Here is an 18,231-nt window from a genome sequence, read left to right as displayed (position 1 = left end):
GACGAAGCGGCCACTTTAAACGGCAAGGCCACTTTGGCCCTTACCGGTACTGAAACAGCATCGGACTCGGCGTGTAGCGGAAAACCAGTTCATGTACGCTCCGCTGCGGGAAAAACGGGTTCTCGGCCGTCCGACTGCTGTAATTGTAGCCTACCCGGATGGTATTCGCGAGCTGGTATTCGGCCAGTGCGAGCACATAACTTTGCCGGGCGATCAGGGAGGCATTGTTGAGCCGGACGGAAACGCCGAGCGCCACTTTCTGCATAAACCAGCTTTTCAGGTTCAGATCGACGCCCAGCGGCAGGCTTTGCTGCTGGGTCAGCAACAACGAAGGCATCAGCATAACCCCTTCGGAAGCGGGCAGTTTGGCCCCGGCCTGGATAAACAGGGGGCGGTTGTATTGCAGGGCGGCATTGGTGCCCGTCAGCCGGAGCGGCCGATCAATCAGTTCGGGCTTTGAGATGCCCAGCCAGAGGGTATTGCCTTCGTAATGCGCGCCAACGCCGACACTCGGCAGGGCCTTGTTCAGTCCTACACTCGTAGCCGGGTCGAATACCGGCAGCACATTGATGCCCCCGGAACCGCCGAAGGAAAGTTTTGCCCCGGATGCCAGACGGATATGGTAAGCCACGCTGCCGTAGATGCCCGTGTTTGAATAGGGACTCATCCGGTCGTTCAGCGCCTGCAGGCCAAGCCCGATGCCGCTGTTGCCCACCTCCCCGTCCATTCCCAGCGACTGCGTGACGGGAAAGCCCTGAACCCCCAGCCATTTCCGCCGGAAGACCGCCGTCATGGTCAGACTCTCCCGAACGCCGGTATAGGCCGGGTTAATGGTCAGTGGGTTGGTGAAATACTGGGCATAAAGCACTTCCCGCTGGGCGTTTGCAGGAGAGAACGAAGCCGTAAGACCGGCGGTGGCAAACAGAATTTTCCAGAAACGATTCAGCATGGGTGGGCCGGGATAAAATGTTCGCTAAGATAAGAACAGAAAAAGCAGACTCCAGCCGTCGCCTGTTTTTCCGGATTTTCCGCGCCGAAAAGTTATTCTAACGCCAGAATTTTAAACTCCGTCCGGCGGTTTTGCTGGTGTTCTTCTTCCGAACAGGTCACCCCGTCGCGGCACGGGTTCAGCAGTTTGCTCTCGCCGTACCCCGCCGCGACCATGCGTTTACCGGCGATGCCCTGCCGCCGGAGATACGATACGGCCGCGATGGCCCGCCGGGTAGACAGCGTCCGGTTAAACGAAGCGGAGGCGCGACTGTCGGTATGCGACCGCAGTTCAATCCGCATTTTCGGATATTTTTTCATCAGTTCGGCCAGTTTGTTGAGTTCGGCCGCCGCATCGGGCCGGATCGTCCACTTGTTCAGGTCGTAGTAAATGTTGTCAATCGCCACCACATCGCCTTTGGTCAGCATCCGGAGTTCGGTTGCCGCCGTGCCGGTGGTATCCACCCGGCCCCCGGTGGTCGCCATGTTCTGGCCGTACGCTTCAATTTGGTAGTTGCAGTCCGGCCGCACCAGAAAGGCATACGTCCCATCTTCCGCCGAAAGCGTATCCCGCGCCGTTGAGTCGCAGTCCGATTTCAGCACCACCCGGACGTTCGGCAGGGGTTTACTGTCTTTCTGGGCCAGAACGCGGCCTTTCAGCAAGGTAGCCTGGGGTTTCGCCCGCTGGAGCGGGATTTCGATCCGGATCGGCAGGTCATCCGCAAGGTCCCGGGTGGAGAAGCCGACCGTGCTGGACTGATAACCGGCGGCTGAGGCGGCCATGACAAAATCGGATTCGGGATCGAGGCAGATGCGGGCAAGGCCGGTACTGTCCAGCGTCAGTTTGCGGGAGTCCTCCGCCGTCAGGTTATTGCCCAGATCGACCGTCGCGCCCGGCAGCGGCTCTTTACTTTCCGCATCGATCACGCTCAGCGAAAGCTCCCGGCAGGGATACAGGGGCCCTTCCCGGCGAAAGCGGTAAATATCGTCGTCCGTTCCGCCATTGCGCCGGTTACTGCTGAAAAAGCCCGCCTGGCGTTGCCCGTCGGTGATGATTCCGAAATCATCCTGCCGCGAATTGAGCGGCGCGCCGAGATTGTATACCTTGCCGGGGACGCCTTCCGGCGAAAGCGTGGTGTAGAACAGATCCAGTCCGCCAAGCCCGGCATGCCCATCTGAGGCAAAATAAAGATTTCCGAATTCATCCAGAAAGGGAAACATTTCATTGCCTTTGGTATTGACGGTTTCTCCCAGGTTCACCGGCTTCGACCAGTGGCCTTTGGCGTAACGGCTCAAGTACAGGTCCGTTCCGCCCTGACCACCGGGTTTGTCCGAGACAAAAATCATCACTTTATCATCCGGCCCCAACGTGGGATGGCCGCAGGAATATTCCTCACTGTTGAAAGAAAGGGACTGCTCGTCGGTCCACCCGTTTCTGGTGGCCTGCGCCACGTATATTTTCAATTTGTTGACGCCGTCTTTACTCTCGCCGTACTGGCCCTTCGAATAGTTGTTCCGCGTAAAATAGATCTTCGAAAAGTCTTTTGTGAAGGCGACCGGCCCCTCGTGGTACCGGGAGTTTAACTGGCTGTTGAATTCCCGGGCCTGCTCCTCTTTTTCGTAACGGTACGTCTGGGTTTTGGAAGGAACGTTCCAGGAGCCGGCCGTGCGGCTGTCATTCGACGTATTGGCCGTGTAATCGTCGCTTCCCAAGGGCCTCACCAGGCGTTCGCGCCGGGCGGTTCTGGGCTCCTGACCCCCTCCGGCTGCGCCCGTTTCTCCGGCGGCCAGCGCTTTCAGAGGCATTTCAAACAGGTCCAGAAAGGGCGTGTTATCCCAGGTAAAAACCCGTCGGATGGCGCCGCTCTCCCGGCGATTTGACACAAAAACCACCTTTTCCCTGAAGTACATGGGGCTGAATTCGGCGCTCTGCGTGTTGAAATCCAGAAAATGCACCTGATAACTGGCGGCATTTCGCGTCAGGACGCTTACGTCCCGGTACAATCGGGAAAAGCTTTTGCCCCGCTGATCATGGGTACTCAGGTTGCTGTAAACGTCGTACGCTTTCTGCGCTTCTTCGTACTTGCCGTTGATGGCCAGAACCTGGGCGTAATGAAGGTAAAAAACGGCGCTGGCAGGCTCGTCGGCCCGGCGGCTTTTCAGCAGTTCGCGGTAGATTTCCTCGGCGCGTTCGGGGTTCTGCACCTTACGGTAGCTGTCGCCCAGCTTTTCAAAGATGTGTTCGCGCTCGGTATCGGTCAGGAAGGAACGGATCAGCGCCTCTTCGTATAGCTCGATGGCTTTGGCGTAGGCCATCAGTTCATGCTGGCGGTCTGCCTGTTTCACAAGCGACTGCCCCAGGGTCTCCGAAACAAAAAATAGTCCCAGCAGGACGCCGAGCAGCATTCGGGAGGTACTCATTACGGGGGATTTTTGGAGGCAGAGAAACAAAACGGACGTACCCACCGGGAAACGATTAAATTACGTTTCAGGAGAATACGCCCGGAAAAGGATTGCTACGAGTGGCCGAACGAATCAGAAATAGCGCGGCGTCAGAATTTTGTTTTTTCCGAAGCCAAACTCATACCGAAGCATGATTTCGTGGGTTTGCGGCCCAAAACCGCCTTTGGTCCGCCCCAGGTTATTGAGCATGCGGTCAAAGGAATATCCCAGACGAAGCTGGTCCGAAAGCTGGACTTCGAGCATCGCTACGACCGCGTCGTTGGTATAGTTGCCCAGGGTGTTGAACTGGTTGCGGCGGTAGGAAGCCCCGACGCCGATCCGGTCGGCGATCCAGAGATTCAGGTTTCCGTCGATACCCAGCGGAGCCCCTTCGGCGTATTTGACGAGCGTCGACGGCTTTAATTTCAGCGTCGGGCTAAGGCCGATCACAAAACCACCCATGGCGTATGCGTGCCGCCGCTGAACGGCCCGGTTCGGTCCGGAATCGTAGTCGCTGAGGCGATTTTTGAGCAGTTGCGGTACCGAAACGCCCAGGTACGAGCGGTCGTTGCTCAGAAAAATGCCCGTTCCGAAATTCGGCAGGGTCTTCACGATATCACGGGCAAAGGCCGGGTCGCCCGGCTGGCCCGTTTCTACCCCCGACAGGGCCCAGCGGACATTGACGGCTCCACCCTGAAGGCCCAGCGCCAGCGTTGACCGTTCGCCAACTTTTATTCGGAAAGCATAGGAAGCAAACGCTCCTGTTTCGTTCCATTCGCCCAGTCGATCGTTGTAAACCTGCAACCCCAGTCCTACCCGCTCCCGATTTACCGGGGCGTCGATGGTAAAGGTGGCCGTCTGGGGTGCTCCCTCGATTCCTCCCCACTGGTTCCGGTACAGTCCCGTCATGCTCAGCACATCCCGACTGCCCGCGTAGGCGGGGTTCAGCGCCAGCATGTTGAACATGTACTGGGAGAACATTTTGTCCTGCTGCGCCTGTACGCCGCGCGGGCTGACAAACGCCAGCAGAAGCAAAAAGGTGGCAAATTTCCAGGGTCGAAATAGGGTCTTCATCTTAGCTTATCAGCGATTAATAGTCATATAGCGTACAAAGCGGCGTCCATCGCTCAACCGGACAATGTAGTAGTACGTCCCGTCGGGCAATCCGTTGGAAGTTGTGCCGATGCGCACGCCGGTATTGGCGGTTCCATCCCAGTCATTGTGATAGTCTTCGTTGCGATACACGGCGTGGCCCCACCGGTTAAAGACTTCCAGATTGACGATCATGCCGCTCGGGCGACGAATGACAAAGCGGTCGTTGATTCCGTCTCCGTTCGGTGAGAAACCCTGGGGAATGTAAACATCCCCGTCATCCAGCGGCAGTACCAGGGCCGTAGCGAGCCCTTCCGTGGCTTCGGTGGGGTCACTGTTTCCGTTCGGGTCGGGTTCAATGCCATCGGTAGACACGTCGCGAACCATCGTTAATCCGGCCAGTCCTTCTCCATTTACCATGTTGAGGTAAGGAGTTGTCCGACCGTCGGTCCTCACGATCAGGGTAAGCAAAAGCGTATCCTGTACGCCGGCGGCCAGTGTACTGGTGTTCAGCAGCAGACGGGTATCCGTATTGCCGTTAAACTGCGGATTGGGAACCAGACCGCTGCCTGTGGGTACGGTTGGCGTTCCGGCCACGGTGTAGGAGGCCCCGGTCGTGACATTGAAGACGTACTTGGCAAGCGAGTCCTGCAGCTGCACATTCTGCAATGGCACCGAACTGAAGTTTTTAACGATGACCCGGTACACGACCCGGTAAGATCCATCGGCCAGACGAACCGTATCTTTCACCGACAGCGCAACGCCCATGCGGGGCTGTACATTCGACGGTTTTTCAAGGGTGACCGGCGTAGCTACACCATTGTTCCGGGGGTCAAGATCGTTATCCGGGTCCGGATTCGCGCCGGTCGTGGAGGTGTCGCCCACCACTACGCTACCCGCTCCCAGCGCCTGCCCGTATGCCGTATTGAAGAACTGCGTCCCCTGCGCATTCCGAACATCGACCTTTATTCTGAACGACAGGCTGCGCGTCGCGCCTCTGGGCAGCGTACTGAGCGTATCGATCAGCAGTTTCGTCAGCAGGCCCCGTCCGGTATACGTCGTATCGACGGTCAGGCCCGTTTGAGCGGTTACAGCAATTTTATTGGAAACAATCAGAGCGCCTTTGGCTTCGAAGGTCTGGGCCAGATTGTCCGTTACCTGCACGCGGCGTAGATCCACGGTACCTAAATTGCTCAGCTGAATGGTATAGGGCACTTCATAGACTCCATTGCCGAGGTTCACCGGCTGTCCAACCGACTTCGCCACGCCAAGCAGGGAGGGGGGCAGGTCAAACCGAACCGGTGTTTTCAGACTGCCCGCAGGATCGGGATCAACCCCATTGTTGGACAAATCATTAACGGACGCGTCGCCTTTTTCAGCCGTTCCAACTACCTGGTTCAGAATCACGCTGCTTAATCCGTTAGGTTGAATACGTACAGTCACCAGCACACTATCGGTCACGCCAGCGGCCAGCGAACTGCCGGGAAGGACGATTACCGAATTGGTCTTGCCGTTATAAGCCCCGTTCGGCACCAGGGTACTGGCCGCGTTGACGACGGGGGCACCCACGACGGTGAAGGTTGCCGGTGCGGTAATGGCCTTGGACAGGCTATCACTCAACTGAACCTGGGTCAGCGGTGTCGTTCCGAAGTTCTTTAGTGTAATCTTATAGGTTACATAGTAGCTTTCGTCCGGCAGCCTGACGGTTTCGACCACGGCCAGGGCAACTCCCAGTTGAGAGCTGGTGGCCGGCGTGTAAACGCGGCTCGGCGTCGGCTGGCTGTTGTTGTTGGGATTTCCGTCGCCATCCGGGTCCGCCGAATCACCATCCGTCGATTTGTCCGACACAGGCGTACCACCCAGAACCGCCGTAAGCGCGGCTACGTTGTAGAATGTCTTAGCAGTATCGGCTTCATTCACCAGTCGCACTTTTACCGTAAGCAGGAACGATTCCGTATCCCCGGCCTTCACCCGGCTTGCCGTGTCCAGCAACTGAACATTTGCACCGGAGCCCGTAAAGCCGCTGTTAAACTTCAGGTTCGAATTGGTGGCCTCCAGATGGGCTTCCGTCACGGAATTGGGGGCAAACACAGTGGTCAGACTATCGGTGATCTGTACCTTCCGGGCGTCTACACTGCTGTAGTTCGTCACCTTAAACGAGTACCGGAAGGCATAGGTGCCATCGGTCTGCCGGGAGACGCCCAGCCCTTTCTTCGCCAGACCCACATACAGTGGCTGCACTTTGGAAGTGTCCTGAATCGTAACCTGGTCCGCGTTGTTTGTCCAGTCCGGGTCAATCTGGTCCAGGTAGGTAATTTTCACGTCATTGACGATAGACCCCTGTTTCATAACCCGGGCTTTGTAGAAGAACTCACGCTCCTCACCCGCCTGCAAAGGCGTGACCCACATGGTCAGGTGGCCGAGGTGATCGACCGCCAGATTTCCGTTGGAAACCAGTTCAAGCCCCTCCGGAAGAATATCCCGGAAGTCGACGTGGGTGGCGGCACAGGTTCCTTTGTTACCCAGTTTGATGGTATAGGTTACCACCTCACCCACTCGCGGATTTTTCTTATCCACCATTTTGCGGATGTACAGGTCGGCGCGGCAGCTGTCCGTGGCACAGTTGAAGATGCTGACCTCTACCGGCGCCCCGGCGCTGTAGCAACCCGCCGCTGTCCGTTCAAATATGTAGTATTTCCCCTGTCCGACCGAGTCGGGGCGAATCACGATGGGCGAAGCTGGCGAACTACCCGCCCGGAACTCAAAAGAACTTCCCTGCATCCGGGGCTGGCTTTCGACCAGTTGCACCAGACTCACCGTAGTGGCGGGGCAGGTATTCCGGGCCATCATGGCTACCTGCGGCGGCAGAACCGGGCTGTTTACCGTTATCGATACCGGCTCAGAGGCCACTGACGTACAGCCTTCGGCGTTCAGAAGCGTCACAAAGTACGATCCCCCCGCTTTGACCACGATGCTCTGCGTCGTGGCATTGGTATTCCAGCGGTACCGGTATCCGTCCGGCAGTGCCTTCAGAACTACCGAATCGCCGTTACACAGGCTCGTATTTCCCTGAACGGTTATGGTCGGTTTAAGATCAACGCCTTTGAACGTCAGCTTGATGGACGCTTTGGCCGCTACGCAGGCACCACTTCCATCCGGATCGTTCGTCGTCAGCGTAAGGGTCACAAATCCGGCCTTAACGTCTTCTGCCGAAGCCCGGTACGTTGCATCCAGCAACAGCGCATTGTTGAACGTCCCGGTTCCGCTCGACGACCAGACCGCACTCGTTGCAGCGCCGCCAATACGGCCGTTCAGTTTGTATTCTTTGGTATCACAAAGCGTTGCGTCAGACCCCGCGGTTGCCGATGCCGGGTTCGTAGTACAGATTTGGGGTGTATTGCAGTCCGTAATCTGTATGTTGATTGCAGAAGGCTCACCATAACAGCCATTGGCCGTCTTTTCAAAAACATAATAGGTTCCGGCTCCCACCGCGTTCGGGTTGGCAACCAGGGGCGAAGTCGGGGTATTTCCCGTTCTGAATTCATAGATACTGCCGGTAGCAGGCCGTCCGACCACCGCCGTAGTCAGATCCACCGTCACGAACGGGCAGGTATTTACCTTGTCTACGGTTACTGGCTTACCCGGCTTTGCCGATACATTTATCGCGATGCCATTGGAAACTACACTCTTGCAGTTTCCGGACGTGCAGCAAACCGCCGTGAACGTGGTGGAAACCGCCGGCGAAACCGTAACCGACTGACCGACCTGCCCATTGGACCAGATGACATACCCCTCCTGACAGGCAGAGGCCGTCAGCGTTACCGCCTGACCAAAGCAAAGGTTGGTCGCTGAAGCCGAAATGGTTGGGGCCGTTGGCGTTACCACCCGGACCGTATTGATCGGTGAACGGGCACTTTCGCACGTTCCAAGTTTACATTTTGCCCAATAACCGGTAGTAGCACCGGGCTTGACGATGATACTGCCCGTTGTTTCGCCCGTTGACCAGACAATCTGACCCGGGCAACCAAGTGCGCTCAGCGTAGTCGTATCCCCCGGACAGATCACGGGTTTGGAAGAAACAATCGTAGGTGCATTGATGAACAGCACATTGACGGCCACCGGGGATGAAGGTGCTGACATACAGAACGCATCCCGCTTGCACATCGCCGTGAACTGCTCACTACGCGTCAGGTTGTTTACCGTAATGCTCGAACCGGTCATGCCATTCGACCAGACTATCGTCCCGGAAGTGCATCCGGTCGCGGTCAGCGTCGCAGAGCCACCGGAGCAGACTTCCGAACTGGCAACGGTTACGGTCGGTGCCGGCACATTGCAGTCGCCCTTTTTCTTGATGGTGATGGTGGTCAGGTCGCTCAGGCAATTATTTATCCGGCACTGCGCATAGTAACTGGTCGTAGCCACGGGATCGACGACGATGGACGTTCCGGTTGCTCCGGTTGACCAGACGACCTGGCCCGTTCCGCAGCCGGTGGCCGACAGCGATACGGGCTGTCCACTTTCGAATTCTAGGGTTGACGCGGTGATAACCGGAGCGGCTGGCGCTTCAACACTGATTGTATAGGCCTGGGACGGATCGCTGCTGCACTGGCCGCTGCGGCATACGACGGTATAGCTCGTCGTTACGGTCGGAGATACGGTTATACTGGACGTGGTAGCCCCGGTTGACCACAACGGCGTTCCTGTACAGCTGCCAACACTAAGCACCACTGTTTCACCCGGACAAATTCGGCTTGCAGAACAGAAGACTTCCGGGGTAGGCGGTGTATTAACCGTAATGGTCACCTTCGCGGGCTGGCTGTTGCAGGACGATCCTACCCGGCAGGCAGCATAATATTCTGTGGTGGTAACGGGCGCAACCGTAATGCTCGCGCCGGTTTCGCCTGTCGACCAAACGATCGTGGCGCCCGTACAGCCGGTTGCCGACAGGACGACGGTTTCGCCTTTGCAAATCGCTGACTTGGAAACCGTAACGGTTGGCCTGGTTGCGCTGCTGTTGGTAACGTTAACCGCAATGAGATTGGAGGATTCGCTCAGACAGGAACCGACCCGACATTTTGCCGTGTAATTGGTAGTACTTCCCGGCCGGTCCGTAATGCTGCTGCCCGTCATTCCGTTTGACCAGACCACCGTGCCGGTACAGCCTTCGGCCGTAAGGGTTACGTCTTCACCGGCACAAAGCAGGGTTTTGGTGGACTTGATCAGCGGGGCAGCCGGACTGACCACAACGATGTTAACCGCGTTGGAAATCTCGCTGGTGCAGGTCCCTATTTTGCAGTAAGCCGTGTAGCTTACATTGTTTCTTGGCGTGATCGTCAGTGTTGCCCCCGTACTGCCTGAAGACCAGAGGACGGTTCCCTGACACCCCGAGGCCGTCAAAGTAACCTGACTACCGATACAAACGGTATCCGAACTGGCGACAATCGTTGGCGGAATGGGCTTAGTCACCGAAATTTCATACTCGGAACGCGGGCTCAGGCAAGAGCCTAACCGACAAACCACTGAGTAGCGGGTTGTCTGCCGGGGCGAAACGGTTATAGACTGGGTGGTATCCCCCGTTGACCAGACAGGCGTGCCCGGACAGTTCAGGATGGTCAGCACGGAGCTTTCGCCTTCGCACAGGCTGGTTTTGGAAACGGTTACCTGGGGCGTTGGAGGCGTTCCAACCTGAATGGTTACAGGATCAGAAGGCGAGCTTATGCAGTTTGCGATCCGGCAGTTGGCATAATAGGTCGTCGACATCGCGGGGGATACCGTCAGACTTGTTCCCGTCGCTCCCGTCGACCAGATTACCCGTCCCGTACAGCCGGTTGCCGTCAGAGTGACCTGAGTGCCCGGACAGATTGTGGTGGCCGAGGCCGCAATCACAGGCGGCTTGGGATCGGCGACAAAGATGGTTACCGGGTTGGAATTTCCGCTGGTGCATTTGTCAACCGAGCAGGTAGCCGTATAGGTCGTTGTATCCGACGGACTTACGATCAACTGGCTTCCCGTCTGGCCGTTGGACCAGGTGACCGTTCCGCTACAATTGGCGGCCAGCAGCGTTACGGCATCGCCCGGACAAATATTGGTAGTAGCGCAGGAAATGATCGGCGGTGTAACCGCACATTCGCACGATTTAACCGTCACGGTAACCGAAGCCGTAGAAGCGCAGTTCACTCCACTGCTCACAGTCACGCTGTAAACTCCGGTAGCAGAAAGAGCCGCGCTGGCAATAATCGGATTAGCATCCGTTGAAGAATACCCATTCGGGCCGCTCCAGCGATAGCTCAGACCGGATGTTGCGCCGCTAACGGCCGCCGTCAGGGTAAAGCTGGTACCGCTGCAAACCTGTGCGCTGGAAACAGAAGCGGCCACAACCGGGGCGGTGCAACTAGGCGTAACACCGGCATCAATCGTCATGTTGGTTCTGGCAATGCTGTTGAGCGGCTGTGATGCATTGATCTGAACCGCCTGCGAGTAGCCATCCACTCCCGCGTCGGAATCTCGCTCGTCATCAGCGGCCGTCCCGGCATTGGCCAGGGTAAACACTTTGCCGCTGGGAAGCAGAAAGCGGACGATGTACGTTCCCGACTGCAGGGAATCAAATTTATAGAAGCCGGTAGCGTTGGTCAGCAGCGACTTGATCGGTGTATTGATCTGATTGGAAGCGTACAGGTTAACCCGTACGCCCGAAATACCTGCTTCACCGCCGTCCTGAAACCCGTTGGTATTGGTATCATCCCACACAAAGTTTCCGATTGAGCCATAAGGCGCCAGACCGAAGTCAATGTCAGGATTGTTCCGACGCTTGTCGTTTTCGGCAAACGCTACATTGATCGGGACAACCGGCGAAAGCGTTCTGGCCCCGGAGTCCTGCCCATCGCTGTCTTTATCGGGAGTGCCGGAGGGATTTTTGAACGTAGACAGAACGGTGCCTTCCGGCTTCACAATACCAACCCGGTAATTGCCGGTCGGCAGGCAGGAAAACGAATAAAAGCCGTTCGCATTCGTCGTGGTTTCGGCAAGCAGGGTGTCTGCATTCTGGGAATACAGCTTTACCGGAACATTTGCAACGCCCGGTTCGCTCTGGTCCTGAATGCCGTTGTAATTTGTGTCTAGCCAGACAAAATCTCCGATGCTTCCGCATGGGCCCTGCACCACTTCGATCGGGCAGCAACCGCTGGCCGGGCAGTTACTTAAAGTAGTAGTGAACGTATAAGTACCCGGCGAACGGATAATCAGTGTATCGCCCCGAACGGCTGCCTGCTCCGAAGGGGTACTGGCGGTTACTGCCTGGTTGTTGCGTAGCCATTGGGTATTCTTGAAGCCCGCAGGAATGGTCACTTCGAACTCCTCGCCCTGGTACCAATAAATCGGTACGGAGAAACAGATTGAAGCATAGTCATCTTCCAATAATTCCTGGTTATCGACCTGTGAGTCCGTGTCCGTTCCCTGCATGGCCGTAATTTCGGCGGTGTTGAACGAAACGCCCTGTCCAAGCACGCGAAGCTTGATTTCCACCATTGCGGAATCACCCGCGGCGACTGTCCCGGGTGTCCAGCTGGCCGTGGTGGCTTGCCGGGTAAACGTGCCGCCGCCGCGGAGGACTGTCCCGCTCACATATTCCGCTCCGCTCGTGAGCAGTTTGTCCTGAATGACAATGCCCGTGGCCGCAGCCGAACCGGAATTGCCGACAACCATTGTTACCGAGACCACATCGCCAATCTGTGGCTTCTGGTTGCTTATTTTCTTGTAAAGGAAAAGATCCGGCCCGGTCGTGGTGGTTTGCTGAGCAAAAGTTGAGTTGCTAACCAGAAAAAGTCCGGTTACCAGACAGAATACAAAAAGGGCAAGACGATTTCTCGTCGGAAGGAAGTAGTCACCTGCCTGGGGTCGGGACTCTATCAATGCAGGATTTCCAATAACGTTTACGTTACGGCTAAGCATTGATATAGAGCAGATTGAGCTGATTAACGAGCTCAATTTTATGGATGGCGATTTCGTCATGGAGAAGGCGCACTTGTGTCGGCGTAGACGCAATGGACATATGTTCCACTTATTCAGACCCCGAAAAACATATTTGGTCACTTTCTTACTCCCGGTTTATTTCAATCATTTACAGGATTAAGCACTCCAAAATTATGCCAACATTTAATTTGTACAGGCAAATAAAGAACAAGCCGCCAATCCGTTCCGGTATTGTTGCATTCTTGCCATACACTTTTGAACTATCCAGAATAAGTGCCTGATTCCCGCTTTGAGGCGCCTTGCAGATGCGTCCAATTCATGCGGAATGAAGCGGGACTTAGTAGCCAAAAGTGTGCCAATACTAAAAAATCTGAAAATTAGTTACCGAGATGCCGAAAGGCACAGGAGCCACACGTGGCTTGGGAAGATGCCGGGAAGTGCGAAGAGAGAAACAACGGGGTCAGCTTTTCACCGCATTTAAAACAGTGTCAGGGAGACTCTGGGCAAATATAAAAACCAGAACGAACAAAGCAACATATTTACGAAAATAAAAAACCCACCTTGCTCGGGTGGGTTTCAAAGCAGCCGGTCGACCCGGATCAGAAGTCGTAGCCTAACGTCAGATAGGCAATGGGCTTGCCAACGACATTGTTTTCCAGACCCCAGGCATAGTCGAATTTAACATAGTAGCCGAACAGCATCGTCCGGGCACCAGCACCGTAGCCAATCAGGAACGGGTTTTTGAAGTTTGTCACGGTCGCAATAAAAGGATCTCCGTTGCCGCCGACGACTTCGGTATTCAGGCTGTTCTGGCGATTGAACGGTCCCCGGCCCGACCAGGCGGTACCTACATCGGAGAAGGCAACCAGTTGGAAGTTTCTCAGGAAGTTTGAAGTTACCGGACCGCGGTGGAAGTAACGGACCAGCGGCAGTCGAAGCTCAGCGTTGAAAACCATGTGGCTTGTTCCGGTCAGTTTACCCAGACGGAACCCTCTCAACGGGGTGGCCAGATCGAGGAAAAAGACATCCCGGTTATCCAGGTTCGGGTCGAGCAGCAGCGGATTGGTCTGCTGGGTGTTGTCTTCGTTCCGCTCTTTGGTGGCCTCGGCAATGCCTATCCAGTTCTCCATTCCGCCCAGCGTACTCCGCTTGGGAGCCCGGCCAGCCGAGTGACTAATCGCCAGCCGACCCGCCAGAATGATGTCCCGGTGCAGTTTCTGATAGTGCCGCAGGTCAAGGCGGACCCGGTTGAAGTTCAGATTGCTCGCCGGCAACTTTCCGGTTTCTGTCTTCTGATACAGACCCGTGTAAGATTCGTAGCTGAGTTTAAACCGCGTGCCTTCGATCATGTTCATGCCGTTCAGCATCGAATTGTCGAAGACAAACTCGGCCCGCGCCCCGGCATAGCCGTTGGAGCGCTCGGCCCCGGAAGCCGCCAGATCGAAGAAACGGGTTACCGTATGAAAAGGCGCTACCGTCACCCGGCTGTTTACCGACAGTGGATAAGAAGCCGAGAAAGTCACCTGATTGAACCGGTATTTCTGGATAATTCCGCCTGGGTCATTGAAAATGGTCTTCCGGTCGACCCGAACGCCGTAGTCGATCCGGTTTACGAGGTTTTTATATTCGGCGAAAAGGTCGCTGTTGCGCAGGTTCGTCGTAATGAAAAGACCGGCCTTAATGATATGATTCTCCAGCAGGTCGTTCATCGTCAGGGACTGGAAATAGCCGAATCCCCGGATAGGGTCGATCCGCCAGTCTGAACTGGCATCGCTGGCAATAAACATCCCCTGATAATTGAAAGGTCCGCGAATCGTCACGTTTTCCCGGCGGCGACCGCGTGTCGAAAGCAGCGACGGCTGGCCGGTGGTCGTCGCCCGGCGTTGCTTGGCTTCAACCGACTTGGCTACTTCGGGGTCGAACTGGTAGTTCTCGGTATCTACTTCGCCTTCTTCCAGATTCAGTTTCCGCGCCGTTGCTTCGTTCGGATCGGGGGCGATTCCGTTGGGTTTACCGGCGGCCGTTGGCGCTGTCGCGGCTGAGCGGCTTGCCGAATCCGTCTCCGGCCGGGCTGCCGCGCCCGTCGATACCGCCCGCTGGGTAAGCGGAAGCTCCACGCTCTGATTCAGGTTCAGTCGCGGCCGGAAGCCAATTACTTCCTGCCCATTCTGCAACTGACTGTACACAAAAGCGCCTGAGGCCGGATTCAGATCGTAGCGGCGAATGCCCTGGCTGAGCGAGGTGATGTATTGACGGGTCCTGGTTTCGGCATCGTACCGGACCAGGTTGCGAACGCCCGACTCATCGCTCAGGTAGTAAAAAGTATTTTCGCTGGCGGCGATGGGCTGTCTTGCCGTGCTGAGGGAATCGGTCAGCCGAACGAGGGCTTCCGGCTTGGGAGAACCGTCGTGCAGAAAGAGGCTCAGCCGATTGTTGATGGTCTTGTACGTTCCTTTGTCGAGTCCGAGAGAGTCCTGCGAACGGTTGGAAGCAAAAATAATCTGCCGCGAACGACCCACAAACTGCGGATACAGGTCGTCGTACAGGTCGTTGGTGATTTGCTGGGCCGTACCGCGGCTCAGGCTGAAGAGGTAAAGGTCGTTCTGGCCCCGGCGGTCGGCGCTAAACACCACGGCGGACCCATCGTCGGAGGCATCCATGTCGATCACCTGGTTCACACCCCGCACAACAATCCGCCGCTGCAGCTTCGGTTTTTTATCCAGATTGCCGTACACGTAGAGGAACGTTTTTCCTTTTTCATCCGTCAGCACCAGCAGGTTGTTGCGCTGAAAAGCGACCAGCGGCGTTGTCACCCGCACCTGCGACTCGTCCTGCCGGTAGCCACCGGTTAATATCGTTGACCGCTTCTTGGTCTGGGTATCGACCAGCACTACTTCAAACTTACCCCGTTCGGCCAGACCATAGGCAATCCGGCTGTTGTCGGAACTGACGCGCAGACTGGTCAGCTGGGCGGGTGACTTGGTCGTCGATACGGTCAGCCGGAAATCATCATTCCCGCTTTTGTAGGCCTCGGCAATGGGCTTCGCCATCGAAGAGTAGTAATCCCGCCATTCGCGCAGGAAGCGGGAGTAAGGGACGCCCAGGGTACTGGCAATCGAGTTTTGTTCATTGCGGATAATCCGCGTCAGGTTCAGGATGTTGGAAATGTTGTCCCGACCGTACTTTTCCGCGATATAATTCCAGATCGAATGACCGACCCGCATGGCGTCATCGCCTTCCAGGGTCGATGGCTTGCGCACGGGCCGGTTCAGGGCGACGTCCCGCATGTAGTCATCCATTTCCACGCTCCAGCCTTCGGCGATGTACGAGGCAATGCCGGGCATGAACCAGTCGGGCAGCGAGAGCAGCAGGGAGCTTTGCAGGGCGTCCTTGAGGCTGCCTCCGTAGAGCATATCGTACACAAACAGCATCGACACTTCCCGGATCAGCTGCTTGCGAAAAGCAATCTGGTTGCCGTTAAAAGCAATCTGAAGCCGGTTTTTAGACAAATCGATTTCCCGGTCGTTGGCATAGCCCGCCACACTCAGTCCGATGTTGCTCTGGGCGAGGTCCTGCGGCGAGTTGTACAGAAAAATTTTTACCCGGTTGTAGGGTGTATAGCCCAGGACTTCCGTGATCCGGTCAAATTCGGTCTCGGCATACTGGGCCGCCAGATTCGCCGCCGGCTGGCCGTCCTGATAAAAATAGATTTCAAAATTGGAGGTTTTGATCACCTTCCAGTCGAAGCGCCGATACTGAATCCGGTTCCGCCCGAACTCCTCCAGCGAAGGATAATGCTGCGCCGCCGCTGCCTGAACTACCAGCATCAATCCGACCGTCCACCGTAGAAATTTACTGCCCATACACGTACTATATCAACAGGGAAAAATACACAGACTTAGTAATGGTAATATAACGAAAAACACCGGCTTATATTCACCTCTGCGCTTAAATCTTTACGGCCGTCGAGAAATCCGGCAAACTCATCCGCAAAATACGGAGCCAGCGAAACCCCCTTGGCTCCCAGCCCGTTAAAGATTCCGATAGCCGGGTGGTCGGGGTGCAGGCCAATGAGTGGCCGCCGGTCTTTCGTCGCCGGACGAATGCCCGCCCACTGGTTGACGATACGGTAGGGTACTTTCAGTAATGTGCTCAGTTTCTCCTCCAGAAACCGTTTTCCATCCTCGGTTGTTTGCCAGTCCAGATCGTGCCAGGTGTAGGTCGCCCCGACCCGACAGATGTTTTCCTGATACGGCAGGATAAAGATACCCTGATTGACGATGCTCCGGATGGGATAATCCCTTATTTCCACCTCCAGAACCTGCCCTTTAACGGGATTGTACGGCAGCCAGTGGAAATACGGGTTTCGCTTGTTTCCTTCCGGCCCTTCGCAGAAAATTACTTTTCGGAAATGCCTTCCCTCCCACTGCACGCCCTCGGGTTCGGGTTTCAGGGTTTCGTAGTCCATCGGTTGTTCGACGTACCGGCCTAGCCCCTGAAAGTATTGCCGGATGGCACGCAGCATGATTCCGGTATCAATCCAGCCCGCCTGGGTCACGGTCAGTCCGCCAAACGGGTTATGGATATACGGGCTGTAGTGCTCGTCGTCCGAAACGGTCGAGACAAACTGCGCAAAGCCGGGTTCGGCCGTAGTGGCGAGGTAGCTGTTCTGCTCCTCGATGCTGCGGTAAGGCCGGTAAACATCCGTTTCGTGCACGAAAGACACCGCCAGTTCGGTCTCCAGCTGGCGGTAAAAGGTGCGCAGAAACGGAAAAAGCTGATCGGCCTTCCAGGTTCGCACCAGTTTTTTTCCGGTTAGCGGATTAAAAACGCCCCCGGCGGCCAGCGAGGACGAATGCCCGCGAGAGTCGCCGACGAGCAGAACTTCTTTCCCCTGCCGGTGCAGCGTCCAGGCGAGAACCGAACCGGCAATGCCCTGCCCGACGATCAGGTAGTCCGCCCTCATACGTTTTGTTCCTTGAAATGGCCTTTCCGGTGCAGGCTGGCAATTTTCTGATCGACCAGTTGAATCACCCATTCCACCTGTTCATCGATGGTCATGTACGAGGTGTCGAGCAGAAGCGCATCTTCGGCCTGCCGGAGCGGACTTTCGGCGCGGGTGGTGTCGATGTGGTCGCGCTTGGCAATGTTTTCCCGGATTTCGTCGAGGCCGACCATTTCTCCCTTCGCCAGCAGCTCGATCTGCCGCCGCTGGGCCCGGATAAAGGTGTCGGCGGTCATGAAAATTTTCAGTTCTGCCTCGGGGAAAACCTTCGTGCCGATGTCCCGGCCGTCCATGACAATGCCTTTCTTGCGGCCCATTTTCTGCTGCTGGGCGACCATCGCTTTCCGCACTTCCGGGAGGGCGCTGACCTCGCTGACCGAGTTGGCAATGTACAGTTTCCGAATCTCCTCCTCGACGTTGAGCCCGTTCAGACAGGTTTCGTTACGGCCGGTTTTGGCGTTGTAATTAAAGGAAATGCTGATTTTGTCGAGGGCTTCGACAACGGACTTCCGGCTGGTTATCTGAACGTGATTTTGCAGAAAAAACAAGGTTACGGCCCGATACATGGCCCCTGTGTCGATGAAAACGTACCCGAGCCGGGCGGCCACCTGCTTGGCGGTCGTGCTTTTGCCGCAACTGGAGTACCCGTCGATGGCAATGATGATTTTAGGCATGATAATGGAAACGTCCGGGGCGTCCGGAAGCATAGCGTCGGAATAAAAAAAGCAACACAGAAA

At 56.3% G+C, this 18,231-nt stretch carries 7 protein-coding genes; all 7 read right to left on the bottom strand.

Going from position 1 to position 18,231, the window contains the following annotated elements; translation table 11 throughout:
• Window positions 1–40 precede the first annotated feature (40 nt).
• The 7 genes from ORG26_RS18485 to cmk all read right to left on the bottom strand — a co-directional run bounded on the left by ORG26_RS18485 (window position 41) and on the right by cmk (window position 18,168).
• Window positions 41–949: a PorP/SprF family type IX secretion system membrane protein gene (locus ORG26_RS18485; RefSeq protein ID WP_266364392.1), complete on the bottom strand. Its 909-nt coding sequence runs from the start codon at window positions 947–949 to the stop codon at window positions 41–43.
• Window positions 950–1,041: 92 nt separating this feature from the next.
• Complete coding sequence (locus ORG26_RS18480; protein ID WP_266364390.1) at window positions 1,042–3,408, bottom strand: OmpA family protein; 2,367 nt, start codon at window positions 3,406–3,408, stop codon at window positions 1,042–1,044.
• Between the two features lie 114 nt (window positions 3,409–3,522).
• Window positions 3,523–4,503: a PorP/SprF family type IX secretion system membrane protein gene (locus tag ORG26_RS18475; RefSeq protein WP_266364388.1), complete on the bottom strand. Its 981-nt coding sequence runs from the start codon at window positions 4,501–4,503 to the stop codon at window positions 3,523–3,525.
• A 9-nt stretch (window positions 4,504–4,512) separates the two neighbouring features.
• Window positions 4,513–12,468: an SdrD B-like domain-containing protein gene (locus tag ORG26_RS18470; protein WP_323134288.1), complete on the bottom strand. Its 7,956-nt coding sequence runs from the start codon at window positions 12,466–12,468 to the stop codon at window positions 4,513–4,515.
• 620 nt (window positions 12,469–13,088) lie between these two features.
• Complete coding sequence (locus ORG26_RS18465; RefSeq protein ID WP_266364385.1) at window positions 13,089–16,352, bottom strand: hypothetical protein; 3,264 nt, start codon at window positions 16,350–16,352, stop codon at window positions 13,089–13,091.
• 35 nt (window positions 16,353–16,387) lie between these two features.
• Window positions 16,388–17,455 (bottom strand): NAD(P)/FAD-dependent oxidoreductase, encoded by a 1,068-nt coding sequence (locus ORG26_RS18460; protein ID WP_266364383.1) that lies wholly within the window; start codon window positions 17,453–17,455, stop codon window positions 16,388–16,390.
• Entirely contained in the window at window positions 17,452–18,168 is a 717-nt protein-coding gene (gene cmk / locus ORG26_RS18455; protein ID WP_266369437.1) for a (d)CMP kinase, read from the bottom strand. The genes ORG26_RS18460 and cmk overlap by 4 nt, the downstream gene beginning before the upstream one ends.
• Between the last annotated feature and the right edge of the window lie 63 nt (window positions 18,169–18,231).

The organism is Tellurirhabdus rosea (genome assembly GCF_026278345.1).
GTDB classification, from domain to species: domain Bacteria; phylum Bacteroidota; class Bacteroidia; order Cytophagales; family Spirosomataceae; genus Tellurirhabdus; species Tellurirhabdus rosea.
Note: the sequence above shows the minus strand (reverse complement) of the source record. Positions and strands in the feature narration are given on the sequence as shown.